This window comes from Microbispora sp. NBC_01389, from assembly GCF_045040095.1.
In the GTDB taxonomy this organism is placed as follows: domain Bacteria; phylum Actinomycetota; class Actinomycetes; order Streptosporangiales; family Streptosporangiaceae; genus Microbispora.
In genome coordinates, this window is sequence record NZ_CP109552.1 from 2,746,978 (window position 1) to 2,769,961 (window position 22,984).

The following is a 22,984-nucleotide window of genomic DNA, read 5'->3' on the forward strand; positions in this document are numbered from 1 at the left end:
GGCGCTTGGGGTCGGTTAGGTCCTTACTTAAACCCGATTCCCAAGGGACGCGAGAGAACGGTGGGAAGAACCGATAGCTTGTTCCCCTATGGACAGGCGATGGGTGGGTCCCGGCGGGTACGAGATCGTTCCGGCGTACCACCGCGACCGCCAGGTGCTGCGCGTGCGGCGGCACGGACGGCTGGTCGCCGACTGCCGGTCGGTCGAGGAGGTCGCCCGGTTCGTCGACCTCGCCGACCTGTGCGAGGTGATCGCCCTGCCGGAGCGGACCGGCGGCACCCGTACGGCCGTCAGGTAGGCGGGCCCCAGGCGTAACCCGCGCCGATCTCGGGCACTCAGAGTGCCGAGGGGGAATCGATGCGCCTGGCCACCACTGTCACCACGCTCGCCGTCGCGGGCGCGGCCCTCGCCGTGGGGGTCTCCGGCTGCGGCGCGTCGCCGGCCGGCCCGGCCGCCGAGACACCGGTGTACGTGCTCAACCTGCGGGGTGCGGAGCAGGGGCGCCCCGACCAGCGGCCGGTGAACCTGGTCCTTTCGGAGTTCAGCACGATCAGCGAGGTCACCTGGCGGTCCTGGGGGCCGACCCGGGCCGTCGGCGCGGGCAAGCTCAGCGGCACCTGGTGCCTGCCCGCCTGCGAGGACGCGCCGTACGACGCCACGGTGACGCTCAGCAACGTGACCCCCGTCCGGGGGAAGGGCTACTTCAGCAGGTACGCCGTCGCCGCCGACGTGCCGGTCCGCCAGCGGCCCGCGGCCGATCTCTCCGGGGCGCTGCCGACACCGTGAGCCGGGGATATTCGAGTGCCGCGACCGGCGAGGTTCGCCCGGGGCGAAGATTGCCGGGAGGGGTATCTGGTTCGCATCGGTCGGCGTGGCCGTGTATGGTTACACCTGTCCGCGAGGCGCGAGAGCGCAGCCGGGCCCGCCCCTATAGCTCAGTCGGCAGAGCGTCTCCATGGTAAGGAGAAGGTCAACGGTTCGATTCCGTTTGGGGGCTCTGGCCGGAAAGTCCTATCTGAGTGGTGTTCCTGGGGGAATGTTGCTGGGTGGGGCTTTTGGCTTGGTGGGGGTGCCTCTCCCCATCGGCTGACCGATCCCGATCACGGCTGATCCCGATGCGCGAAGAGCCGTACGGGTCGGGTATCCTTGCGTGGCCGGGTGCGGTTTCTCCGGCCGAGGCGGAGTAGCTCAGTCAGGCAGAGCAAGCGGCTCATAATCGCTGTGTCGCCGGTTCAAGTCCGGCCTCCGCTACTACCCTGCCGGGTCACCTCACGTAGGCGGCCCCGGCCTGGGTTGTCCAGTAGTCCCAGACGTAGAAAGGCACTCCCACGTGGCTGCCACAGACGTTAGGCCGAAGATCACGCTGGCCTGCCAGGAGTGCAAGCACCGCAACTACATCACGCGGAAGAACCGGCGCAACGACCCGGATCGGCTTGAGCTGAAGAAGTACTGCCCCAACTGCAAGACGCACCAGGCGCACCGCGAGACCCGCTGACCGTAGCGCGGTCCGGCGCGCGTGATTCCGCGCCGCGAACGCGGTGGTCGGCTTTCCCGGTGCCGTCCAGGACGTCGCTCCAGGGCATCGGTGTCACCCGGCGTCGACTCGGTCCCACCCTGTCCCAGGCCTCGCACTCCAGGCCGTCGACAGCGGTTCTGGACGCAGTCCGACCTCGATCACGTATGACCGGCGTCTCCGTCGCGGAGGCGCCGGTTTTCGTGTCGGCGCTTCCGTCCCGGTGCTTCCGTCCCGGTGCTGCTGTGACGGATCTGCTGTGACGGATCTTGCGCGGTGCGGCGGTGACGGCGGGCCGGATCGGGTGTTGCTAGCGTACGGTCACCCGCTCATCCCCCGAGGAGCTCATTTCTCTGAGGAGCTCACTGGGGAGCTCATTCTCTAAGGAGCACGGCCGATGCCTCTGAATCGCGACTTCGTCGGGCGGACGTACCAGGCGTCCGCGCCCTACGAGGTCAGCCGCGTCAAGATCAGCGAGTTCGCCACCGCGATCGGCGACGGCAACCCGATCTACCACGACCGGCAGGCCGCCGTGGCGGCCGGGCACCCTGACGTCGTGGCGCCGCCGACCTTCCCGATCGTGTTCAGCCTCCTCGGCACCGGCGACGCGCTCACCGACCCCGAGCTGGGGCTCGACTTCTCCATGGTCGTGCACGGCGAGCAGCGGTTCGAGTACGAGCGGCCCATCCAGGCGGGCGACGAGCTCGTGTGCGCCTCGACCATCGCGGAGATCCGCAGCGTCGGCCGCAACGAGTTCCTGACCGTGCGCAGCGACGTGCACACCACCTCCGGCGAGCTGGTCTGCCGGACCTACAACATCATCGTGGAGCGCGGAGGGGCGGCCTGATCATGGCGGCGACGGTCAAGTACGACGACGTGGAGGCCGGCCAGGAGATCCCGGCCGCCGAGTACCGGGTGCGCCGGGTCGACCTGGTGCGGTACGCCGGGGCCTCGGGCGACTTCAACCCCATCCACTGGAACGAGCGCCACGCGAAGGCGGTCGGCCTGCCCGACGTCATCGCGCACGGCATGTACACGATGGCGCAGGGCGGGCGGTTCGTGACCGACTGGGCGGGTGACCCCGGCGCGGTGGTCGAGTTCGGCGTCCGGTTCTCGTCCATGGTCGTGGTGCCCGACGACGACAACGGCGCGACGATCACGATCAGCGGGATCGTGGAGGAGAAGCGCGAGGACAAGCGCGTCGTGGTCACGCTCACGGCGAGGTCCGGCGACTCCCGGGTCCTGTCCAAGGCCCGCGCGGTGGTCCAGCTCTCCTGACCGGCTTCGATACCGGCTTCGATGCCGGCTTCGATCGGCGCTGACCGGCCATGACGGGGCTTGGCGGCGCTTGGCGGCGCCGGTGCTGGGTAGCGGTCGGATCGTGAGCGAGCGAGAGACTTCAGAGACCGACACTTCAGAGACCGAGGGCGTCGTCAACGAGCCGGTCACGACCCAGCGGGAGCACGACGACACCGCCGGCGTGGCGACGCAGACGCAGGATCCGGGCAAGGCCGGGGACGCCCAGGGGGGTGGGCTGCCGTCACCCCGCGCGGGGAACGCGCGGGAGGCCGCGCGGGCGGCGGGCCACGAGGAGATCACCGAGGTCAAGCGGGACGTCGCCCCCGGCGGGACGATCGAGACGGCGCTGACCCCGTCGGGCGAGGCGTCGATGGTCGCCTCCCAGCTTCTGTGGGACGGCAGTTCGGCCACCTCCCGGATCGACCGGTCCATCGCCGGGACCGGCGTCGAGACCGGCGGCGACACCGGCGTCGAGACCGGCGGCGAGACCGGCACCGACTCACCCTCCGACCGGGACGCCCCTCCCACTCCGTGAACTGGACGGGCCGGTCAGGGTGGCTATCCTGTTCCTCGACACGGCCCCGGGTCCCTCTACACAGCCTGGGGGGACGCGCTGAGGAGACGAATGGCTGAGCGGCTGGCAGGGGTGGCCCTCGCCCGGTACACCACCCTGCGTACGGGCGGCCCGGCCCGGGTGTTCGCCGAGGCGGACACCACCGGCGACCTGGTCGCGATGGTGGCCGAGGCCGACCGCGACAGGGAACCCGTGCTGGTGCTCGGCGGCGGGAGCAACCTGCTCGTCGGCGACGAGGGGTTCGGCGGGCTGGTGGTCCGCGTCGTCACCCGGGGCGTCGAGGCGGCGCCGGACGGGGACGGGCGCGTGCTCGTGACCGCGCAGGCGGGGGAGGACTGGGACGCCCTGGTCGCCCGGTGCGTCGCCGAGGGCCTGTCGGGCGTCGAGTGCCTGTCGGGCATTCCCGGCCTGGTGGGCTCCACCCCGATCCAGAACGTCGGGGCGTACGGGCAGGACGTCTCGCAGACCGTCACCGGCGTCCGCGCGTTCGACCGGAGGACCGGCGAGGTGGCCGGCCTCACGGCGGCGGAGTGCGGTTTCTCCTACCGGCACAGCGCCTTCAAGCAGGACCCCGACCGGCACGTGGTGCTGGCGGTCACCTACGCCCTGGAGCGGTCCGCGCTGTCGGGGCCCGTGGCGTACCGCGAACTGGCCGCGCGGCTCGGCGTGGAGATCGGCGCGCGGGTGCCGCTGGCCGAGGCGCGTGAGGCGGTGCTGGAGCTGCGGCGCGGCAAGGGGATGGTGCTCGACCCCGGCGACCCCGACACACGCAGCGCGGGGTCCTTCTTCACCAACCCGGTGCTCGGCCCGGACGAGGCGGCGGCCCTGGAGCGTCGCGCCCCCGGCCATCCGCGCTGGGACATGCCCGGCGGCTCGGTGAAGGTCCCGGCGGCGTGGCTGATCGAGAACGCCGGGTTCCCCAAGGGCTACGAGAAGGGCCGGGCCCGCATCTCCACGAAGCACACGCTGGCCCTCACCAATCCCACCGGGGAGGCGGGCGCGGGCGAGCTGCTCGCGCTGGCCCGCGAGGTGCGTGACGGCGTGCACGAGAAGTTCGGCGTGTGGCTCGTCAACGAGCCCGTGCTGGTGGGAGCACGTCTTTAGCATCAGTTAAACTAGGACAACACCGAAGGGGAGTAGTCCGAAATCCACTGATCGACACACTGGCGGTTCACCCGCCCGGTCGTGGAGCCCCCGTGGCGGACGAGACCTTCGGCCCGACAGTCATGACCACATGCTGCCGGGCCGAAGTCGTGCCCGTTCCCCGGGTGTCGTACGGCGGCCCGGTCGCACCTCCCCTCGGAAGGCGACCCCGTGCAAGCCCTCTGGATCTCCCTCGTCGTCATCTTCGTGGCCGAGCTCGGCGACAAGAGCCAGCTCATGGCCCTGACCTTCGCCACCCGGTTCAGGACGCTCCCGGTGCTGGCCGGCATCACCGTCGCGACCGCGCTCGTGCATCTCGGCAGCGTCGCCCTCGGCAGGGTCGTCGGCGACGCGCTCCCCACCACCGCGATCTCGATCGTCGCGGGCCTCGCGTTCCTCGCCTTCGCGCTGTGGACGCTGCGCGGCGACGAGCTCAGCGAGGAGGAGGAGGGGAAGGCGGCCAGGACGACCCGCAACGCGTTCGTCGCCGTCGGTGTGGCGTTCTTCCTCAGCGAGCTGGGCGACAAGACGATGCTCGCGACCATCACGCTGGCCACCCAGCACGGCTGGCTGGGCACCTGGATCGGCTCGACCATCGGCATGGTCGCGGCCGACGCGCTGGCGATCCTGGTCGGGCGCTTCCTCGGCAGCCGCCTGCCGGAAAAGTGGATCAAGTACGGCGCCGCCGCGGCGTTCGCCGTCTTCGGTGTGCTGCTGCTGGTGCAGCCCCTGTTCGGTTGAGCGCTGTTCGGTTGAGCCCTTGTTCGGTTGAGCGCTGTTCGGTTAGTCCAGGAGAGACAGGCGGTGGGCCGCGGCGGCGGCCTCGCCCCGGGTCGACACGCCGAGCTTCGGCAGGATGTTCGACACGTGGACGCTGACGGTCTTGGCCGAGATGAACAGCTCCGCCGCGATGTCGCGGTTGCTCCGCCCGGCCGCCACCAGGCGGAGCACCTCCAGCTCACGGGGGGTCAGGTCGGCCTGCCGTCCGGATCTGGACGGCGAGGCGGCAGACGGCGTGGGATCCGGCAGCGGGCTCCTGGAGAGCGGCGACCCGACGCGGCGGGCCAGCGTCTCGATCTGGGCGACCAGCGGGGTCGCGCGGAGCGCGGTGGCGAGCGGGGAGGCCTCGTGCAGCCGCGCGGAGGCCCCCTCGCGGTCGCCGTGCGCGGCGGCGTCCGCCGCCGCGAGCAGCAGCGCCTTGGCCTGGACGTACGGGCGGCCCAGCCGCCGCCACGCCTGCGCCGCCGCGTCGAACTCTCCCCGGTAGACCAGGCCGAACGCCTCGTTCACCGGTCCGCCGCCCAGGTTCTCCGCCAGGCGGTCGCCGTGCGCCCGCACCTTCGCCACCCGCTCGGGCGCGACCGGCGCGGCGGCGTCGCAGACGTACCGGATCGACGCGAGCAGCCGCCCGGCCAGCATCGCCTTGCGCGACAGCGGCGGGTTGCCGAGCGCGGCCTCCAGGAGGTCCAGCGCCTTGAGCGGCTCGCCGCGCATCAGGTGGAAGGCGAGCGCCAGGCGGGTGTTGTGCGTCCACTCCTGCGTCTGCTCCTCGCGGCGCGGGGAGAAGACGCCGACCTCGGAGAGGACGTCCTGCGCCAGGTCCTCCTCGCCCCGGCTGATCGCGATGTCCGCCCGGACGCGCAGCATGTGCCAGCGGGTGCGCAGGGTGGGCCCCATGGTCATGGCCCGGTCGATGACCTCGATGGCCTCGTCCCACCGGCCGAGCGACTCCAGCGCCTCCGCCCGGTTGTTGGCGATGAACACCCCCTGGTGGCGGAACCTGCCGTACCGGCGGGAGAGCTTCTCCCCCTCCAGGGCGAGCTGCACCGCCTCGTCCGAGCGGCCGAGGTTGTCGAGGGCGTCGACGTTGTTGCCGAGGGCGCGCAGGATGATCCGGGGTGAGTCCAGGCGGGTGCCCATCGCCAGCGCCCGCTCGTTGAGCGCGAACGTGGTCTCCAGGTCGCCGTTGATGGAGTGGCCGAGCGCGAGGTTGATCAGCAGGTCGGCCTCCTGCACCTCGTGCCCCTTCTCACGGGCCGTGCGCAGCGCCTCCTGCGTGACCGCCGTGCCCTCGACGACCTGGTCGGAGCACATCAGCACCGTGCCGAGCCGGGTCAGCACGAGCGTGCGGGTGTCTCCGGGCAGCGGCACCAGGCCCTCGGCGCGGCGCAGGTCGTCCAGGCTGCCGGGCTTGGCCTTCTGCGACTTGACGTTCGCCATGCGGACCAGCAGCTCGGCCACCCGCTCCGGGGCGGTCCGCTCGTCCAGCTCGGCGAGCGCGCCGCGCACGTACTTCAGGCTCTGCTCCATGTCGCCGCTGACGTACGCCGCCTCCGAGGCCCGTTCGAGCACCGTGCAGTGGTCCTGGCCGATGTGGCCGGCGGCGCCGGGCACCTTGTCCCACAGCGTCAGCACGCGTTCGAGCAGCTGGATCTGCTCGGTGTAGGCGAACGACTTGGCCGCCTTCTCCGCCGCCTCCCAGGCGGAGATCAGCGCCCACCGGTCGTCGCGGGCGGAGTACCAGTGGTGGGCGATCTCGATGGCCGCCCGCCCCGGGGGCACCAGCGTGCGGTCGCGGTCGATCTCCTCGGCGTACCGCGCGTGCATCCGGGCGTGCTCGCCCGGCAGCAACTCGTCGTGGACCGCCTCGCGGATCAGGGCGTGCCGGAAGGCGTACGCCCCGCCGTCGGCGACCTGCAGCACGTTGGCGGCGATGGCCGGCCGCAGCGCGTCCTCCAGGTCCACGTCCGACAGCCCGCTCACCGCCGCGAGCAGGGCGTGCCCCACCCGGACGCCCCCGGCGGCGGCGACGCGGAGCACCCGCTGGCTCTCCTCGGGCAGGCGCTCCACCGACCCGATGATGAGGTCGTGCAGCGAGTCGGGGAAGGAACACTCCTCGCCGCAGTCGAGCAGCGCCTCCACGAACAGCGGGATGCCGCCGCTGCGCTCGAAGACCCGGTCGACCCTGGCGAACGCGGGGGTGACGCCGAGGATCCCGGCCATCTGCGCGGCGACCTCGTCCTGGGTGAAGCGCGGCAGGTCCAGCCGCGTCACCCCGTCGACCCGGCCCAGCTCGGCCAGCACGGGCCGCAGGGGATGGGTGCGGTGCAGCTCGTCCGACCGGTACGTCATGACCATCAGGACGGGGGCCGTCCGCAGGTTGCGGCTGAGGAAGGCGATCAGGTCGCGGCTGGAGCGGTCGGCCCAGTGGACGTCCTCGATGATGAGGACGACCGGCCGCCGCTCGGCGAGCCGTTCCAGCAGCGTGAGGATCAGCTCGAACAGCCGGGCGCGGGCTGACTCCGTCTCCCCGTCGCCGGTCGGCTCGCCGAACTCGGGCAGCAATCTGGCCAGGTCCCGGCCGGCGCCGTCGGGCAGCAGCGCGGTGACCTCGGCGGCTCCGGACTCCCTGACCAGCTGGCGCAGCGCGGCGGTGAACGGGGCGTACGCGAGACCCTCGGCGGACAGCTCCACGCAGCCCCCGACGAGCACGTGGGCGCCGTCCTCCGCGGCCTCCTCCGCGAACCGGCCGGCGAGGCGGGTCTTCCCCACCCCTGCCTCGCCGCCGATCAGCACCGCCGCGGTGGCCTGCTTGCGGGCCTGGTCGTAGGCCTCGGCGAGGGTCTCCAGCTCCGCGTCCCGCCCCACGAAGACGGGGCTAACCGCCCGGCGTGTCATGTCGTAAAGCATGTCATGACCCTTTGTCTGTCTTCGCCTGCTTTTTTGTCCTACGGGGGCCGGCAAGCCCGGCCGGGAGGGAGGGTCCGGCCGGGCCGTCGTGCGCGGGTCACGAGTTGCGGAGCTTGCCGAACGTCCCGCGCATGCGGCGGGCACGCTGCCGCGCCTTGAGGCCGGCCAGCGCCTGGCGGGCGCGCCGATGCGAGGCGGCCTCCTCCTGGAGCTCGGCGACCCTGTTGATCATGATCTGGTAGTGCAGTTCCGGCCCCATCGGGGTTCTCCTTGTCCGAGGCTTCTTTCCGTACTCCTCAAGGTTCGGTCTAAGACGCCCCCCGCCACATCGGGCGGATGCCCTATCTCTCGGCCGCCCGGTGTGCGACCGCCGGCCTACGCCGTCTAAGGCGGGTGAGGCGATGTCTTAGGAACACCTGGGTCCCCGGGTTTGGAATCATTCGCCGTGGTCGGCGATGCTGGTTCCGTGCCAACTATGACTACTCCGCTCGCGGAGGTCGCCTCCTCAAATTCGACGCTGCGGGCGTTCCTGCACGGCCTTCCCGGGGTCGACCGGGTCGGCGCGGACGCCCGCGCCGCGATGCTGGGCACGCGATCGATCAAGACGACCGCCAAGAAACAGGCCGTCGACATGGCCATCGGAATGGTCGACCTCACGACTCTGGAGGGCGCCGACACCCCCGGCAAGATCAGGGCGATGTGCGCCAAGGCCGTGCGGCCCGACCCCGGCGACGCCTCCGTGCCGCCGGTCGCCGCGGTCTGCGTCTACCCCGACCTGGTCGCGACGGCCGTGAGCGCCCTCGCCGGCTCGGGGGTGAAGGTCGCGTCGGTCGCCACGTCGTTCCCCAGCGGACGGTCCTCCCTGGAGGTGAAGGTCGCCGACACCTCCCTCGCGGTGGCCGCGGGCGCGTCCGAGATCGATATGGTGATCGACCGCGGCGCGTTCCTCGCCGGCGATTACCTCAAGGTGTACGAGGAGATCGTCGCAATCAAGGAGGCCTGTGGCGACACCCATCTGAAGGTGATCCTGGAGACCGGGGAGCTCGCGACGTACGACAACGTGCGGCGGGCCTCCTGGCTGGCGATGATCGCCGGAGCGGATTTCATCAAGACCTCGACCGGCAAGGTGTCGCCGGCCGCGACCCTTCCGGTGACGCTCGTCATGCTGGAGGCCGTGCGTGACTTCCGCGCCGCGACCGGCCGTCAGGTGGGCGTGAAGCCCGCGGGCGGCATCCGCACCACCAAGGACGCGATCAAATACCTGGTGCTCGTCAACGAGACCGCGGGGCCCGACTGGCTGCACCCCGACTGGTTCCGCCTGGGCGCCTCCTCGCTGCTGAACGACCTGCTCATGCAGCGGCAGAAGATGGCCACCGGCCGGTACGCGGGTCCCGACTACTTCACGCTCGACTGAGGCTGAGTCATGTTCGAATACGCACCCGCGCCCGAGTCGCGGGACATCGTCGACATCCGGCCGTCGTACGGCCTTTTCATCAACGGCGAGTGGGTCGAGCCGCAGGGCGAGGAACGCCACAAGACCGTCAACCCGGCCACCGAGGAGGTTCTCGCGGAGGTCGCGTGGGCGGGGGAGGCCGACGTCGACCGCGCGGTCCAGGCCGCCGCCAAGGCGTTCCCCCTCTGGTCGGGCATGCCGGGCGCCGAGCGGGCCAAGTACCTGTTCCGGATCGCCCGGATCATCCAGGAGCGGTCGCGTGAACTGGCCGTGCTGGAGACGCTCGACAACGGCAAGCCGATCCGCGAGTCGCGCGACGTGGACCTCCCGCTGGTCGCCGCCCACTTCTTCTACTACGCCGGCTGGGCCGACAAGCTGGCTTACAGCGGATTCGGCCCTGACCCGCGCCCGCTGGGGGTGGCCGGGCAGATCATCCCGTGGAACTTCCCGCTGCTCATGCTGGCCTGGAAGATCGCGCCCGCGCTGGCCTGCGGCAACACGGTCGTGCTCAAGCCCGCCGAGACCACGCCGCTGACCGCGCTCGCCTTCGCCGAGATCTGCCGGCAGGCCGGCCTGCCGCCGGGGGTCGTCAACATCGTCACCGGCGCGGGCGGGACCGGCGCCGCGCTCGTCGCCCACCCCGGGGTGGACAAGGTCGCCTTCACCGGCTCCACCGAGGTCGGCCGCCACATCGCGAGGAGCCTCGCGGGCACCCGCAAGAAGCTCACGCTGGAACTCGGTGGCAAGGCCGCCAACATCGTGTTCGAGGACGCCCCGATCGACCAGGCCGTCGAGGGCGTCGTCAACGGCATCTTCTTCAACCAGGGCCACGTCTGCTGTGCCGGATCGCGGCTGCTGGTGCAGGAGTCGGTCGCCGCCGACCTGCTGGAGGCGCTCAAGCGGCGTCTCGGCACGCTCCGGCTCGGCGACCCGCTGGACAAGAACACCGACATCGGCGCGATCAACTCGGCCGAGCAGCTCGCCAGGATCCGTGAGCTGTCGGACGCCGGGGAGGCGGAGGGCGCCGAGCGCTGGTCGCCCTCCTGCCCGATCCCGGACCGGGGATACTGGTTCCCGCCCACCCTGTTCACCGGCGTCGCCCAGTCGCACCGGATCGCCCGCGAGGAGATCTTCGGGCCGGTGCTGTCGGTGCTGACGTTCCGGACCCCCGCCGAGGCGGTGGAGAAGGCCAACAACACGCCGTACGGGCTGTCGGCGGGTGTGTGGACCGAGAAGGGCTCGCTCATGCTGTGGATGGCGTCCCGGCTGCGGGCGGGCGTCGTCTGGTCCAACACGTTCAACCGGTTCGACCCCGCCTCGCCGTTCGGCGGCTTCAAGGAGTCGGGGTACGGCCGCGAGGGCGGGCGGCACGGTCTGGAGGCCTACCTTGCGGTATGACCGGTGTGACCGTCACGCGGCCCCGCCGCACGCCCGCTGCGACGCCGGACGTCGCCACCGCCTGGCCCGCCGGGCCGACGCGGGAGCCGGAGAGGGCTTCTCCCGGGGCCGCCGCTCCCGCCGCTTCGCCGTACGGCACGGGTGGTTCGCGCACCGCGGCGGCGTGTGCCGGTGCGGCCAGACCTACCAGCCCGCCCGTCCGCTCGAGATTGGAACCTTCGATGAGTGAGCAGGCCGCGCGGCTGGCCGTGCGCAAGACGTACAAGCTGTTCGTCGGCGGCGCGTTCCCGCGTTCGGAGAGCGGAAGGTCGTATGCCGTGACCTCCTCCAAGGGAGACTTCCTCGCCAACGCCGCCCGGGCCTCGCGCAAGGACGCCAGGGACGCCGTCTCGGCCGCCAGGAAGGCGTTCGCCGGGTGGTCGGGCGCCACGGCGTACAACAGGGGCCAGATCCTGTACCGGATCGCCGAGATGCTGGAGGGCCGGCGCGCGCAGTTCGCCGCCGAGGTCGTCGACGCCGACGGCGTCTCCGCGAAGAAGGCCGGCGAGCTCGTGGACGCGGCGGTCGACCGGCTGGTCTGGTACGCGGGCTGGTCCGACAAGATCGGGGCGGTCCTGGGGTCGGCCAACCCCGTCGCCGGGCCGTACTTCAACCTGTCGAGCCCGGAGCCGACCGGCGTGGTGGCCGTGGTCGCCCCGCCGATGGGCCCGCTGCTGGGCTTGGTCAGCGTGATCGCGCCGGTGATCGTGACCGGGAACACCTGCGTGGTCGTGGCCTCCGAGCGGGCGCCGCTGCCGGCGATCACGCTGGCCGAGGTGCTGGCGACCTCCGACCTGCCGGGCGGGGTGGTGAACATCCTCACCGGCTCGGCCGCCGAGATCGCTCCCTGGCTCGCGGGCCACATGGACGTCAACGGCGTCGACCTGACGGGCGCGGACCCCGAGCTGGCCGTCACGTGCGAGGAACTCGCCGCCGAGAACCTCAAGCGGGTGCTCCGGCCGCCGACCGGCCGCGTGGACTGGCTCGCCGACCCCGGCATCGAGCGGATGTCGGCGTTCCTGGAGACCAAGACCGTCTGGCACCCCATCGGCGTCTAACCCCTCGACAGGGCCAGGAGGAGTTCGGCGTTCGAGCCGGTGTTCTTCAGCGAGCCGAGGAAGCGCTCGAACGACTCCTGGTCCTGCAACGCCCGCCGCAGCCGCCAGATCAGCGGCAGCTCGGCGGCGTCGAGCAGCAGCTCCTCCCGGCGGGTGCCGGACGCGACGACGTCGACGGCGGGGAAGACGCGGCGGTCGGCGAGGCTCCGGCTCAGCTTGAGCTCCATGTTGCCGGTGCTCTTGAACTCCTCGAAGAGGTTGTCGTCCATCTTCGAGCCCGTCTCGACCAGCGCGGTCGCGAGGATCGTCAGCGAGCCGCCGCCGGCGATGTTGCGGGCGGCGCCGAGCACCCTCTTGGGCTGGTGCAGGGCCCGCGCGTCCATGCCTCCGGTGAGCACTCGCCCGCCGCTCGGCGCGGCCATGTTGTACGCCCGGCCGAGGCGGGTGATCGAGTCGATCAGCATGACCACGTCCCGGCCGGTCTCCACCAGCCGCTTGGCCCGCTCGACGGCCAGCTCGGCCGCTGTGATGTGGTCCTGCGGCGGGCGGTCGAAGGTCGAGGCGACGACCTCGGCCCGGACCGTCTCGCGCATGTCGGTGACCTCCTCGGGCCGCTCGTCCACCAGGACGACCATGAGGTGGCACTCGGGGTGGTTGGCCGTGATCGCGTTCGCGACGGCCTTGAGGAACATCGTCTTGCCGGCCTTCGGCGGGGCGACGATCAGGCCGCGCTGGCCCTTGCCGACCGGGGCGAACAGGTCGATGACGCGGGTGGCCAGGACGTTCTGCGTCGTCTCCAGGCGCAGCCGCTCGTCGGGATGGATCGGCACGAGGTCGGCGAAGTCGGGCCGGGACGCACCGGCGTCGACCGGGGCACCGTTCAGCGAGACGACGGAGGCGAGCCTGCCGTTCTCCCCGGCGCCCCGGATGAGGTCGCCGCGGCGCAGGCCGTACCGCGCCACGAGCGCGGCCGGGACGGTCACGTCCTTCGGCCCGGGCAGGTAGCCGCGCGACCGGATCACGGCGTTCCGGCCGGCGAAGTCGAGCAGGCCGCCGACCTCGGTGGCGACGGTCGCGGGGGCGGCGCCGGCCGGGACCCGTCGCGTACGGGAGGAGGCGCGGGGCCTCGGAACGGTGAGAGCGGTGGGGGTCACAGGACTCCTCGGTGTGGGAGTGTGCGGAGTCCTCACGGGACTCACATGCACGAATGATGGGGTTGTCCGCCGGAGGCGGATCGTGGGACGCCGCGCCTGGAACGGACGGGCAGGTCGCCCGTCAGATCACGGATCGCGCGGGAGGTCTCGGGTCGGCCGGCCGCCGACGGAAGATGTGCGGTGCGCGTATGGGCTCGAACGGAGCCAGAACCATACGGTTACCCGCCCACTATAACAGTCGCGGTCGTTCCGGTGATTCCCTCACCTGGCCTGGAGCGCGTCGAGGGCCACGGCCATGGCGATGACCAGGCGGCGGTCGAGGCGCGGGTCGTGGATCTCGATGGCGTACCGGTCGCGCAGGCCCCAGCGGCGGTCGACGGAGAACGCGATCGAGGCGCCGATGCTGAAGTCGAAGTGGTACGGCAGCCACTCCAGCGAGTCGGCGAAGCGACGGAGCAGCGCGACCACGAAGTTCCGCTCGTGGCCGGTCAGCGTCGGCAGGCCGGGCTGCTGGAGATGCCAGGTCGAGCGGAGCAGCGACTGGCCGAAGTTCTTCCGGAAGGTGCCGATCGAGGCTCCGGCGTGGTCCACGACGTCGTACTCCCCGGCGATGTCGAGCACCTTGCGCGCCTTGAAACCGGCGAGGACCGTCTCGCGCGACTCGTCGGTGTAGAGCGTCACCTGCTCCTTGAGCGCCATCCGCTTCTGCTCGGCGAAGCCGACCAGCTCGCCCTCGGAACCGCCGGGACCGGCCACATGGACGACGTACCTGTTCACCATCATGGTGATCTTCTGCCGCAGGTACAGCCGGGTCTGCCCCTGCAGGGTCGCTATGTCCATGTGTAACTCCCACGACGGTCTTTTGGCTCCCTATATGCCCCCTGCGGCGAGAAGATCACCGGTGCTGACCCCCGAATCGCCGATTCAGGGACGGCTCAGGGATGGTCAGGGTTTTATCAGGGTCCCTGGCGGAACGTGATCTGTAGAGCGGTCCGTTGTACCGGATGACGAAAGGAAATCGACGATGTACCGATCGAGACAGCACAAGATGATCGCCGGAGTCTGCGGCGGGCTCGCGGAGCGGTGGGGCATCTCGCCGACCGTCGTCCGCGTGCTGTTCCTGTTGTCGTGCCTGCTGCCCGGCCCCCAGTTCGTGGCCTACATCATCATGTGGGTGATCTTCCCCAAGGCCCCGGCCGCGTCCGCACCGGGGTACGGCTACTCGTACGGCCGCAGGTAGGCGGCGCGGGGCCGCGCGGGCGCGTCTGTAGCTCACATCGGAATAATGCTCACATCGGAATATGCTCGCATCGGGAGAGGTGAGCGATGATGCGGCGACGGCCCCTGACGCTGGTCCAGGACGACCTGGTCGACTACGAGAAGGCCATGGAACGCATGGCCGCCCTGGTCGAGGAACGGCAGGACGACGCGCGGCCCGACACACTGTGGCTGCTGAGTCATCCGCCGGTCTTCACCGCCGGCAAGCGCACCCTGGAGTCCCACCTCCCCGACCCGGCGGCCGGCATCCCCGTGGTGCCGACCGGCCGCGGCGGCCAGCTCACCTATCACGGCCCCGGGCAGCTCGTGGGCTACCTGGTCGTGAAGCTGGCCACCGGCGAGGGCGTGGTCGACTACATCCGCGAGGTCGAGCTGCGTTTGGTGGAGGCCCTCGCCGCGCTCGGCGTCGCCGCCGAGCGGCGCGACACCCCACCGGGGTCGGAACTGCTGACCGGCGTGTGGACCAGGGCCACCGGCCGCAAGATCGTGTCCATCGGCATGCGGGCGAGCCGGTCGGTCACGAGCCACGGCTTCGCCCTCAACGTGGAGGGCGACCTCACGCCGTGGAACCTCGCGATCCCCTGCGGGATGCCGGATGTGGAGATGACGTCGGTCGCCCACGAGCTCGGCCGGGCCTCCATGGAGGAGACCCGCCGAGCCGTCGCCACCGCCTTCGAATCCTCCTGAGCTCCGGCCCTCGTGACCTGCGGCCAGGAGCCCCGGGCCGTACCTGAGCCCTGAGCCTGCTACAGACGGGGAGCGAGCACACCCGCGCAGACGTCCGCGCGGCGGGACAGCGCCTCAGCGACTCGGTCCATGCGCGGGAGCAGTCCGGCGGCCTCGGGTTCGAAATAGCCGAGCATGCGGCAGAGCTTGGCGTAGTCGGCGGCGAGATCACGAGTGTGGACGGGCTCGTGGTGCATGATCCGGTTACGGAACAGGACGAGGGACAGCAGGCCGTCATGCAGGTCGCGGCGTGTTTCGGGGCAGTCGCGAAAAGCTGTGTGCAGCGCCGGGACCCACAGGTGCCGGTCGTAGCGGCGGCTGATCAGAGAAACCCAGAAGCCGAAGGTCAGCTCCGCGACGACATCATCAGGAATGACGGGACGACGCTGGCCGACGTTGGCGGCGGCGTGGTCTGCTGCTTTACGGACCTGGCGCCCGCAGTGCGGGGTCAACAGCGCCGGTTCCCACCAGTCGGGCCTGCCGAACCTGGTGGTGAGAGCCTGATGGAAGGCATTGCGCAGACAGATCTCAAGGAAGTGCAGCGGGCCGTAGAAAGCGGCCGCGGCCTCCAGATTCCAGTAGTAGAGACGCTCGGCCTGAGCGGCGTCCGCCCCGCAACTGCGCAGGTAGGGGGCGAGGCGTGGCTGGGAGATCGCCCGCCGCATCCACTGCGGCAGTTCGGCGTCCACAGGTTCCTCCACGGCGGGTTCGGCCAGACCAGGTTCGGTCAGACCGTGAGGTGGTAACTTGAAGATGTAAGCCCCGGGTCCGCCTCTGCACAGCATGCCGCCCGGGGCACGGCCTTTTCCGGGCTGGACACGATCCCGTAGCCAGAGAGTAAGCCTTGCGACCTGAGGGAACAGGCGTATTCGCGATACTCGGCCGGTCCGAACTCGAAGGTCGTTGCGGCACATCCGGCAAGTAGGCTGGCCGCGATCGTTCGCGATGGTGAGAGGTGCCGCCCATGACCACCGACCCGACGATGACCCGGATCGGTGAGGCGGTGGAGTTGCATCACGGCCAGGGTCAGCGTGACGCCGCTCGTGACCTGTTCGCGCGGATCTGGGGTGACATTGGTGGTGAGCAGGGCGACCCGCTGCATGTCTGCGTCCTGGCCCACTCGATGGCCGACGTGCAGGACGACGTGCAGGACGAGCTGATGTGGGATCTGCGGGCGCTCGCCGCCGCCGATCTCGTCACCGACGACCGGGTGGCCGCGGCCGGCGTGCCGCTCTCGGTGGCCGGCCTGTATCCGTCGTTGCACCTGAACCTGGCCGAGTGCTATCGCAAGCTGGGCGATCTCGGCCGCGCCCGGGAGCACCTCCGGCAGGCGCGGGCCGGGATCGGCGCGCTTGGCGACGACGGATACGGGCGGCTCATCAGGGGCGGCCTGGACCGGCTGGCCGAACGGCTGGGCGAGGCCACCTGACAGCCGGGATCAGGCGACCGGCTCGGGCTGGTCCACGTCGTCGACGGTGCGGCGCGGGCCGGTGAACCAGTGCCTGGCCGACAGGCGCCACCACAGGGCGATGCCGACGAGCACGGCGCCCACGGCGATGGGGGCGTAGTTGACCGACGTCCAGGTGAAACCGGCGTCCCCGGGCACGCCCGCGGGTGAGATGGGCAGGACGAAGTAGACCGAGATGATCGCGATCTCGATCACCGCGATCCAGCAGAGCGCCTTGTATTTGCGGCCCAGCGTCCACGGGCCGGTCTGGAAGGCGTCGCCCGCGCGCAGCCGCAGCCAGATCGGGATGAGGAACGCGAGGTAGAGCCCGATGACCGCGATGGACACCACGGCCAGGAACGCCACCGGCGTCGCGGAGCCCTCGGGGGCGTACAACGCGGGGAGCGTGATCAGCAGCGCGACGGCGCAGCCGCCGATGATCGCGTTCACCGGCGTGCGGTTGCGGTCGATCTTCGACCACAGCCGCCAGCCCGGCACCGCGCCGTCGCGGGAGAACGCGTAGGTCATCCGGGACATCGAGGTCACGCAGCTCATCCCGCAGAAGAACTGCCCGATCGTGGAGATGCCGAAGACGACGGTGGCGAGGGTGGACGACAGCGACGAGGTGAAGATGGCCCCGACGAAGCCGCCCTCGGCGTCGACGGCCTCCACGTTCGTCGCCGCGAACAGGAACGCCAGCAGCAGGATCCAGCCGCCGATCGCGGAGTAGAAGATCGACTGCCACAGGCCCTTGGCCGCCGCGCGGGCCGCGCCGTGCGTCTCCTCCGACACGTGCGCGCAGGCGTCGAAGCCGGTGATCGTGTACTGCGTGAGCAGGAAGCCCAGCGGCAGCACGTACAGCCAGAAGGCGGGCCCGGAGTCGCCGCTGCCGAAGCCGGAGTGGTTGAACGTCTCGAACAGGAAGCCCACGCTCTGGTGCTTCGACGGGCCGAAGACCAGGATCAGCACGACGGCCGCCGCGCCGAACACGTGCCACCACACCGAGATGTTCTGCAGCAGCGAGATCAGCCGGTGGCTGAAGATGTTGATGAGGGCGTGCAGCACCAGGACGATCGCGAACAGCAGGAAGGTATGGTGCAGCGCGTTGCCGTTCGCCCAGGAGTCGCTGAACCGGCCGACCACGATGTTGAGGAACGTCGCGCAGCCGTAGTCGACCGACGCCGTGACCGCGATCAGCCCGATCAGGTTCAACCAGCCGGTGAACCAGCCGTGGACCGGCCTGCCGAGCTTGGCGGCCCACCAGTAGATGCCGCCCGCCGTGGGATAGGCGGAGACCAGCTCGGCCATGCAGAAGCCGATGATCAGGATGAACGCCGAGATCAGCGGCCAGCCGACGGAGATCGCCAGGGGTCCGCCGTTGTTCCAGGCCTGGCTGAAGGTGGTGAAGCAGCCGGCCAGGATCGAGATGATGGAGAAGGAGATCGCGAAGTTGGAGAACCCGCTCCAGGTGCGGGCCAGCTCCTGCTTGTAGCCGAGTTCCGCGAGTCGTCGGGCGTCGTCGTCGAGGGCGTGCGCCATTGAGGCCTCCTCTAACAGGTGCGGGACATCCGGCCGGTGACCCCGTCGATCAGCCGGCCGAAACTTGGGTCCGCCAGGTCCCGTACGGCGCGGGCGAACTTCTCCGCCGCCTCCGCGTCGTAGTCCAGGGCGGGCAGGGCGCGGTCGCGGACCAGCCCCTGGTGGACGACGAACCACAGCGCCCAGGTGAGGTTGGCCATGATCAGGTTCAGTCGTACGCGGGGGGCGTGCTCGTCGTCGCCGAAGTAGGCCCGCGTGAGCCGTACGACCTGGCCGGGGTCGAAACCGGCCTCGGCGGCGATGTCGCCCAGTTCGAAGCAGGGGTCGTTGTTGCCGGACAGCTGGTAGTCCACGATGCGGACGCCGCCGCTCGTGGCGATGAGGTTGCCGCAGATCAGGTCGTTGTGGCAGGGAACGGACGGCAGCGGGCGGCGGGCGAGTGCCGCCTCGATGTCGTACGCCGGCGGCAGCACGTCGTCGAACCCGGCCGGCAGCGCCAGACCGTGGGCCCGGCACCGGGCCAGATAGTCCCGGAGCGTGCCGAAGATGGAGAAGTCGTTGCCGAACCGGGGCCCGGCGTGCAGGCGGCGGCAGGCGGCCGCCACCTCCTCGATCCGCGCCGCCACGGCCGGGACGTCGAGGGTGACGCCCTCGACGTACTCCAGCACGAGGGCGCCCGGCAGCACGTGCACGACCCGGGGGCCGACCCCGGCCGCCGCCGCGGCGACCGTGTTGGCGATCTCCTGGTCGAGCGGGATGCCGAGGCCCGCCTCGGTGATGCGCGGATCGAGCACCCGCAGGATCCAGCGGTCGCCGTCGTCGCTGTCGATCCTGGCGACGTGGTGGCTGAGCCCGCCCGTGATCGGAGTGAAGGTCAACGGGCGTCCCGCCCAGCCCGTGACGACATCGCGCACGTCACCGACAGGATCTGGCATGCCCGGCTCCTTTGGTCTGCTTTCAGACCATTGCTCTGATTCTCCGGGCGGGGTGTTACGGGACGGTACCAATGTCGCAACGTCCCGCGTCCCTCATACGGGTCAGCGCACGCGGCCGACGCCGCCGAGCGCGCCCGCCTTGCCCTCCCGTACGGAGAGGTATTCGGCGACGGGCCGCCAGTCCTGCAGCGGCACCACCCCCGGCTCGACCAGGTCGAGGCCGTCGAAGAAGGCGAGGACCTGCTCCCGTGACCGGGAGGTGGTGCCGGGGACGGAGGTGCGGCTGAAGACCTTCCGGCCCTCCTCCTCCTGACCCTCGCTCAGCTCGCCGAGCGAGCCGTGCGAGACCACGAGGTAGCCGCCCGGCGCCAGCGGGGCCCGGAGCGCATGGACGATCTTCAGGGCCTCGTCGTCGTCGGGGACGAAGTGCAGCACCCCGAGCAGGAGGACGGCGAGCGGCTCGGAGAAGTCGAGGTGCGCGCGGACCTCCGGATCGGCCAGGAGCGCCTCGGGGTCCCGCAGGTCCGCGCCGACCGCGATCACCCGCTCGTTCTCGGCGAGGATCGCCCGGGCGTGGACCAGGACGACGGGGTCGTTGTCCACGTAGACGACGCGCGACTCGGGAGCCAGTTCCTGGGCGACCTGGTGGACGTTGCGCTGCGTGGGCAGCCCGGCGCCGATGTCGAGGAACTGCCGGATGCCCTGCCGGGAGAGGTATCGCACGGTCCGGATCAGGAACTCGCGGTTCTCCCGGGCGATGTCCGGAAGGTTGGGCAGGATCTCGATGATCTTCTGGGCGGCCTCGCGGTCCACCGCGAAGTTGTCCTTGCCGCCCAGGTAGTAGTCGTACATCCGAGCGACGCTGGGTGCGAACGGATCCACGCCCGCCGGTGCCCTCTGCTCGTCCACGGCACCCCTCCTCGTCGTACATCACGGATGGTACCGGGCTTGATCAGGATATTGCGGACCTTTACGGGGGAAGCTCGCCGCGGGTGGGGAGGCCCTGCCACGAGCTGGGGCTGGCCACGGCGAAAGCGGCCACGGAGATGCCGCGTTTGAGCCGCTCAGAGGGGTGGAGCCCGTCGAGGATCGCGCTGAGGTAGCCCGCCACGAACGCGCCGCCGACCTCAGCGGGGTCGACGGACGTCACCGGGGCCGCCTGGGTGTCGTAACGCAGGCCCTCCACGGTGGCGCTGGCGCCCTTGGCGCCCCGGGTCACGACCAGCTCGGGGACCGACGCGAGCGCCGGCTCCACGAGCCCGAGCTCGTCCTGGGTCGCGAAGAGCACGTCGGCGCAGGCGGCCAGCTCGGTCAGGCCCTGCCGCGCCTCCTCCACGCTGTCCCACAGGTGCGGGCGGTGGTTGACGTCGACGGAGACGAGCACGCCGGCGTCCTTGGCGAGTTTCGCCGCGTGGTGGACGGCGCTGTAGGCGTAGCCGCTCAGCCCGACGGTGACGCCGGTGACGTGGAGGATCCGGGCCGACTGGACGGCCTCGCCGGGCACGTCGCCGGTCGTCAGGCGCGAGCCCGCCGACCCGCCGCGGTAGTACGCCGCGTGCGACGACCGGCCGATGCGCCGCTGGCGTACGACGAGACCGGTGGAGGCCGTCGGGTCGGCCCGTACGGCCGAGACGTCCACGCCCTCGCCGCGCAGGACGGTCAGCGTGCGGACGCCGAGTTCGTCGGCGCTGACCCGGCCCAGCCAGCTCACCGAGTGGTCGAGCCGGGCCAGGCCGACAGCCGTCGTCAGCTCGGGCCCCTCCACGTCGAGGCGGGTGCCCGCGTCATGACGCAGCCGGTCGGCCGAGACGACGGCCAGCGCCTCTCCGAGCGTGAATACCTCGGTCATGCAGTGTGTCCACGGGGTAGCACCGGAAAAGCATGGCAGACCGTGATCCGCTCGGAAAGAGTTCTGGAACGATCCCGCGTCGTACGCGGGCTCAGCCGCCGAACGCGTCCACGGCGGCCTGGCAGAACGCCTTGAGGTCGTCCGGCTGCCCGGGATCTGCGATCTATGCCGTTCGCGGGGTAGGAACCGGGCATGCCCGTGCTGGTGGGGACCTCCGGATGGCAGTACGCCGACTGGCGCGACCTCGTCTACGGGGGAGTGCCGCAGCGGCTGTGGCTGGAGAGGTACGGCGAGATCTTCGCCACGGTCGAGAACAACAACGCCTTCTACCGGCTGCCGAAGCGGGAGACGTTCGAGTCGTGGCGGGAGCGCACCCCGCCGGACTTCGTCATGGCGGTCAAGGCCAGCCGCTTCCTCACCCACATCAAGCGGCTGAAGGACCCGGAGGAGCCGGTGGAGCGGCTGATGGGCGTGGCCGAGGGCCTCGGCCCCAAGCTGGGGCCCATCCTGCTCCAGTTGCCGCCGACCCTGCGGGCCGACGCCGTACGGCTGCGGGCCTGCCTGGCCCGGTTCCCGTCCTCGGTGCGGGTCGCGGTGGAGCCGCGGCACGCCTCGTGGTGGACCGCCGAGGTCCGCGACCTGCTGACGGAGTTCGGGGCCGCCCTGTGCTGGGCCGACCGGCTCGGACGGCCGGCGGGGCCCCTTTGGCGCACCACGAGCTGGGTCTACCTGCGCTTCCACGAGGGCCGGGCCGACCCCTGGCCGGCGTACGGGCGGCGTGCGCTGCGCAGCTGGATCGACCGGCTGGGCGACGTGCCGGACGCCTACGTCTACTTCAACAACGACCCGGGCGGAGCCGCCGTACGCAACGCCGTCACCTTCGCGGAGATCGCGTGCGCGCGGGGGCGGGAGGTGACCCGGGTGCGGCCGCCGGCGAGTCTGGGCGGCGAGGCCCACCGGTCGCGGAACCGGCTGCAGCCCGCCCCCTCATAGGTGTGTGTCCTATAAGGGGGCGGGCCGCCTCCCGGGCACGCCTGGGCGGGCGCGCCGTTCAGGCGCGCCGGTCGTCGGAGGCGTGCCGGCCACCCGCGACCAGCTGGTCCGGCGACGACTGCCGGGGCACGGAGAAGCGGTGCGGTGCGGTGTCCTCCCGCTCGGTCCTGTCCCCCGCCCGGTCCCCCGCCCGGTCCCCCGCCCGGTCCCCCGCCCGGTCCTCGGCGCGGATCTCGGCGCGGATCTCGGCACGGTCGGCAGCGCGCTCGGCAGCGCGCTCGGCGGCACGGTCCTCGGCTCTGTCGTCGACGCCGTCCCGATCCCGGTCGACCTTGGGGTAGGCCGCGGTGACCGGAGCCACGCCGTCCCGCTCGGCCTCGGCCACGGCGGTGGGAGACGACTGGAGACGGCGCTCCAGCTCGCGCTTCTCGGCCTCCAGGCGGGACACGCGGTCCCGCTCGGCGAGGCGCGCCTCGCGCGCCCGGCGGCGCCTGACGGCCCCGCGGCGCAGGCCGCCGGTGATGAGCATCAGACCGACGACGAACACGGCGGCGGTCACCACGCCGGCGATGAAGAACTCGAACGGGCTGAGGTTGAAGGTGCGGTCAAGGATCGTGACCGGCAGGGTGTTCGCGGTGTCGTTGACCGACACCTCGATCACCGCCGCCGCCGCGACCAAAACCAGAAGCAGGCCCAGTAAGACCATCTGCCCTCACTCCCTGGTGCGGTGTGTGATTCGTGGACGGTCTCTGTCTGCCCCCAAAGGCGCGGATCATGTGCTCCCGGTCACAACGGGGCAGCGGTTTGTCAAGCAAAGAACAGGCGTTAACACCCTGGTTACAAACGGGCAAAGGTTACGAAATGCCAGAACGGCACTCTCAAGCGTGGCGGACGAA

At 71.0% G+C, this 22,984-nt stretch carries 26 protein-coding genes and 2 tRNA genes; 18 read left to right on the forward strand and 10 right to left on the reverse strand.

Going from position 1 to position 22,984, the window contains the following annotated elements; translation table 11 throughout:
* Positions 1–88 precede the first annotated feature (88 nt).
* The 10 genes from OG344_RS12400 (at position 89) to OG344_RS12445 (ending at position 5,270) form a co-directional block, all read left to right on the forward strand.
* Positions 89–298, forward strand: coding sequence for a transposase (locus tag OG344_RS12400; RefSeq protein WP_405088351.1), 210 nt, complete (start codon positions 89–91; stop codon positions 296–298).
* A 59-nt stretch (positions 299–357) separates the two neighbouring features.
* Positions 358–786 (forward strand): hypothetical protein, encoded by a 429-nt coding sequence (locus tag OG344_RS12405; protein ID WP_405088352.1) that lies wholly within the window; start codon positions 358–360, stop codon positions 784–786.
* A gap of 138 nt (positions 787–924) precedes the next feature.
* A tRNA-Thr gene (locus OG344_RS12410) sits at positions 925–997 on the forward strand.
* A 180-nt stretch (positions 998–1,177) separates the two neighbouring features.
* Positions 1,178–1,251 (forward strand) — tRNA-Met (locus OG344_RS12415).
* 79 nt (positions 1,252–1,330) lie between these two features.
* Entirely contained in the window at positions 1,331–1,495 is a 165-nt protein-coding gene (gene rpmG, locus OG344_RS12420) for a 50S ribosomal protein L33 (protein ID WP_030921771.1), read from the forward strand.
* Positions 1,496–1,910: 415 nt separating this feature from the next.
* Positions 1,911–2,360, forward strand: coding sequence for a MaoC family dehydratase N-terminal domain-containing protein (locus OG344_RS12425; protein WP_327049357.1), 450 nt, complete (start codon positions 1,911–1,913; stop codon positions 2,358–2,360).
* A gap of 2 nt (positions 2,361–2,362) precedes the next feature.
* Positions 2,363–2,791, forward strand: a complete 429-nt coding sequence (locus tag OG344_RS12430) for a MaoC family dehydratase (protein ID WP_405088353.1) — start codon at positions 2,363–2,365, stop codon at positions 2,789–2,791.
* Positions 2,792–2,894: 103 nt separating this feature from the next.
* A complete protein-coding gene (locus tag OG344_RS12435) occupies positions 2,895–3,347 on the forward strand; it encodes a hypothetical protein (RefSeq protein WP_405088354.1) in 453 nt (150 codons plus the stop codon).
* Between the two features lie 90 nt (positions 3,348–3,437).
* Positions 3,438–4,490: a UDP-N-acetylmuramate dehydrogenase gene (locus tag OG344_RS12440; protein WP_405088355.1), complete on the forward strand. Its 1,053-nt coding sequence runs from the start codon at positions 3,438–3,440 to the stop codon at positions 4,488–4,490.
* A gap of 210 nt (positions 4,491–4,700) precedes the next feature.
* Positions 4,701–5,270, forward strand: coding sequence for a TMEM165/GDT1 family protein (locus tag OG344_RS12445; RefSeq protein WP_327049361.1), 570 nt, complete (start codon positions 4,701–4,703; stop codon positions 5,268–5,270).
* A gap of 42 nt (positions 5,271–5,312) precedes the next feature.
* Here the strand turns inward: OG344_RS12445 and OG344_RS12450 are convergent, their stop codons facing one another.
* Together OG344_RS12450 and OG344_RS12455 are read right to left on the reverse strand one after the other, a co-directional pair.
* A complete protein-coding gene (locus OG344_RS12450; protein ID WP_405088356.1) occupies positions 5,313–8,207 on the reverse strand; it encodes an ATP-binding protein in 2,895 nt (964 codons plus the stop codon).
* A gap of 109 nt (positions 8,208–8,316) precedes the next feature.
* Entirely contained in the window at positions 8,317–8,478 is a 162-nt protein-coding gene (locus OG344_RS12455; RefSeq protein ID WP_327049363.1) for a hypothetical protein, read from the reverse strand.
* A 216-nt stretch (positions 8,479–8,694) separates the two neighbouring features.
* On the opposite strand from OG344_RS12455, the gene deoC reads away from it, so the two are divergent.
* The 4 genes from deoC to OG344_RS12475 are packed head-to-tail and all read left to right on the forward strand — an operon-like array spanning position 8,695 to position 12,167.
* Entirely contained in the window at positions 8,695–9,633 is a 939-nt protein-coding gene (gene deoC, locus OG344_RS12460; RefSeq protein ID WP_405088357.1) for a deoxyribose-phosphate aldolase, read from the forward strand.
* 9 nt (positions 9,634–9,642) lie between these two features.
* Positions 9,643–11,070 carry an aldehyde dehydrogenase family protein gene (locus OG344_RS12465; protein ID WP_405088358.1) on the forward strand — a complete coding sequence of 476 codons (1,428 nt, stop codon included), beginning with the start codon at positions 9,643–9,645 and terminating at the stop codon, positions 11,068–11,070.
* The gene (locus OG344_RS12470; RefSeq protein WP_327049366.1) at positions 11,060–11,299 is read left to right on the forward strand and encodes a hypothetical protein; all 240 of its coding nucleotides are present in this window, start codon (positions 11,060–11,062) and stop codon (positions 11,297–11,299) included. Before OG344_RS12465 ends, OG344_RS12470 begins: the two co-directional genes overlap by 11 nt.
* Positions 11,292–12,167 (forward strand): aldehyde dehydrogenase family protein, encoded by an 876-nt coding sequence (locus OG344_RS12475; protein WP_405088359.1) that lies wholly within the window; start codon positions 11,292–11,294, stop codon positions 12,165–12,167. The genes OG344_RS12470 and OG344_RS12475 overlap by 8 nt, the downstream gene beginning before the upstream one ends.
* Here the strand turns inward: OG344_RS12475 and rho are convergent.
* Complete coding sequence (rho, locus tag OG344_RS12480) at positions 12,164–13,321, reverse strand: transcription termination factor Rho (protein ID WP_405088360.1); 1,158 nt, start codon at positions 13,319–13,321, stop codon at positions 12,164–12,166. The two genes, OG344_RS12475 and rho, sit on opposite strands and share 4 nt — an antisense overlap.
* 261 nt (positions 13,322–13,582) lie before the next feature.
* Positions 13,583–14,161 carry a hypothetical protein gene (locus OG344_RS12485; RefSeq protein ID WP_327049369.1) on the reverse strand — a complete coding sequence of 193 codons (579 nt, stop codon included), beginning with the start codon at positions 14,159–14,161 and terminating at the stop codon, positions 13,583–13,585.
* A gap of 184 nt (positions 14,162–14,345) precedes the next feature.
* On the opposite strand from OG344_RS12485, the gene OG344_RS12490 reads away from it, so the two are divergent.
* Both OG344_RS12490 and lipB read left to right on the forward strand, forming a co-directional pair.
* Complete coding sequence (locus OG344_RS12490) at positions 14,346–14,561, forward strand: PspC domain-containing protein (RefSeq protein ID WP_405088361.1); 216 nt, start codon at positions 14,346–14,348, stop codon at positions 14,559–14,561.
* 86 nt (positions 14,562–14,647) lie between these two features.
* Positions 14,648–15,286, forward strand: a complete 639-nt coding sequence (lipB, locus tag OG344_RS12495) for a lipoyl(octanoyl) transferase LipB (protein WP_405088362.1) — start codon at positions 14,648–14,650, stop codon at positions 15,284–15,286.
* Positions 15,287–15,345: 59 nt separating this feature from the next.
* Here lipB and OG344_RS12500 read toward each other — a convergent pair whose 3' ends face one another.
* The gene (locus tag OG344_RS12500; protein WP_405088363.1) at positions 15,346–16,014 is read right to left on the reverse strand and encodes a hypothetical protein; all 669 of its coding nucleotides are present in this window, start codon (positions 16,012–16,014) and stop codon (positions 15,346–15,348) included.
* Between the two features lie 275 nt (positions 16,015–16,289).
* Between OG344_RS12500 and OG344_RS12505 the strand changes: the two genes are divergently transcribed.
* Positions 16,290–16,754 (forward strand): tetratricopeptide repeat protein, encoded by a 465-nt coding sequence (locus OG344_RS12505; protein ID WP_405088364.1) that lies wholly within the window; start codon positions 16,290–16,292, stop codon positions 16,752–16,754.
* Positions 16,755–16,763: 9 nt separating this feature from the next.
* Here OG344_RS12505 and OG344_RS12510 read toward each other — a convergent pair whose 3' ends face one another.
* The 4 genes from OG344_RS12510 to OG344_RS12525 form a co-directional block, all read right to left on the reverse strand.
* Positions 16,764–18,311, reverse strand: coding sequence for an amino acid permease (locus OG344_RS12510; RefSeq protein ID WP_327049374.1), 1,548 nt, complete (start codon positions 18,309–18,311; stop codon positions 16,764–16,766).
* Between the two features lie 11 nt (positions 18,312–18,322).
* Positions 18,323–19,246, reverse strand: a complete 924-nt coding sequence (locus tag OG344_RS12515) for a phosphotransferase (RefSeq protein WP_405088365.1) — start codon at positions 19,244–19,246, stop codon at positions 18,323–18,325.
* A 102-nt stretch (positions 19,247–19,348) separates the two neighbouring features.
* Positions 19,349–20,155 (reverse strand): SAM-dependent methyltransferase, encoded by an 807-nt coding sequence (locus tag OG344_RS12520; RefSeq protein ID WP_327049376.1) that lies wholly within the window; start codon positions 20,153–20,155, stop codon positions 19,349–19,351.
* A gap of 61 nt (positions 20,156–20,216) precedes the next feature.
* Entirely contained in the window at positions 20,217–21,095 is an 879-nt protein-coding gene (locus OG344_RS12525; protein WP_405088366.1) for a sugar kinase, read from the reverse strand.
* 192 nt (positions 21,096–21,287) lie between these two features.
* Between OG344_RS12525 and OG344_RS12530 the strand changes: the two genes are divergently transcribed.
* Positions 21,288–22,088: a DUF72 domain-containing protein gene (locus OG344_RS12530; protein ID WP_405088367.1), complete on the forward strand. Its 801-nt coding sequence runs from the start codon at positions 21,288–21,290 to the stop codon at positions 22,086–22,088.
* A gap of 58 nt (positions 22,089–22,146) precedes the next feature.
* On the opposite strand, the gene OG344_RS12535 is transcribed toward OG344_RS12530, so the two are convergent.
* A complete protein-coding gene (locus OG344_RS12535; protein WP_405088368.1) occupies positions 22,147–22,794 on the reverse strand; it encodes a hypothetical protein in 648 nt (215 codons plus the stop codon).
* Between the last annotated feature and the right edge of the window lie 190 nt (positions 22,795–22,984).

Coding starts and splice junctions, on each gene's coding strand:
- OG344_RS12400 (WP_405088351.1), top strand. CDS start 89: ATGGACAGGCGATGGGTGGGTCCCGGCGGGTACGAGATCGTTCCGGCG.
- OG344_RS12465 (WP_405088358.1), top strand. CDS start 9,643: ATGTTCGAATACGCACCCGCGCCCGAGTCGCGGGACATCGTCGACATC.
- OG344_RS12455 (WP_327049363.1), bottom strand. CDS start 8,478: ATGGGGCCGGAACTGCACTACCAGATCATGATCAACAGGGTCGCCGAG.
- OG344_RS12525 (WP_405088366.1), bottom strand. CDS start 21,095: ATGACCGAGGTATTCACGCTCGGAGAGGCGCTGGCCGTCGTCTCGGCC.
- OG344_RS12505 (WP_405088364.1), top strand. CDS start 16,290: ATGACCACCGACCCGACGATGACCCGGATCGGTGAGGCGGTGGAGTTG.
- OG344_RS12440 (WP_405088355.1), top strand. CDS start 3,438: ATGGCTGAGCGGCTGGCAGGGGTGGCCCTCGCCCGGTACACCACCCTG.
- lipB (WP_405088362.1), top strand. CDS start 14,648: ATGATGCGGCGACGGCCCCTGACGCTGGTCCAGGACGACCTGGTCGAC.
- OG344_RS12490 (WP_405088361.1), top strand. CDS start 14,346: ATGTACCGATCGAGACAGCACAAGATGATCGCCGGAGTCTGCGGCGGG.
- OG344_RS12515 (WP_405088365.1), bottom strand. CDS start 19,246: ATGCCAGATCCTGTCGGTGACGTGCGCGATGTCGTCACGGGCTGGGCG.
- OG344_RS12510 (WP_327049374.1), bottom strand. CDS start 18,311: ATGGCGCACGCCCTCGACGACGACGCCCGACGACTCGCGGAACTCGGC.
- OG344_RS12425 (WP_327049357.1), top strand. CDS start 1,911: ATGCCTCTGAATCGCGACTTCGTCGGGCGGACGTACCAGGCGTCCGCG.
- deoC (WP_405088357.1), top strand. CDS start 8,695: ATGACTACTCCGCTCGCGGAGGTCGCCTCCTCAAATTCGACGCTGCGG.
- OG344_RS12450 (WP_405088356.1), bottom strand. CDS start 8,207: ATGACACGCCGGGCGGTTAGCCCCGTCTTCGTGGGGCGGGACGCGGAG.
- OG344_RS12405 (WP_405088352.1), top strand. CDS start 358: ATGCGCCTGGCCACCACTGTCACCACGCTCGCCGTCGCGGGCGCGGCC.
- OG344_RS12475 (WP_405088359.1), top strand. CDS start 11,292: ATGAGTGAGCAGGCCGCGCGGCTGGCCGTGCGCAAGACGTACAAGCTG.
- OG344_RS12485 (WP_327049369.1), bottom strand. CDS start 14,161: ATGGACATAGCGACCCTGCAGGGGCAGACCCGGCTGTACCTGCGGCAG.
- OG344_RS12535 (WP_405088368.1), bottom strand. CDS start 22,794: ATGGTCTTACTGGGCCTGCTTCTGGTTTTGGTCGCGGCGGCGGCGGTG.
- OG344_RS12430 (WP_405088353.1), top strand. CDS start 2,363: ATGGCGGCGACGGTCAAGTACGACGACGTGGAGGCCGGCCAGGAGATC.
- OG344_RS12530 (WP_405088367.1), top strand. CDS start 21,288: ATGCCCGTGCTGGTGGGGACCTCCGGATGGCAGTACGCCGACTGGCGC.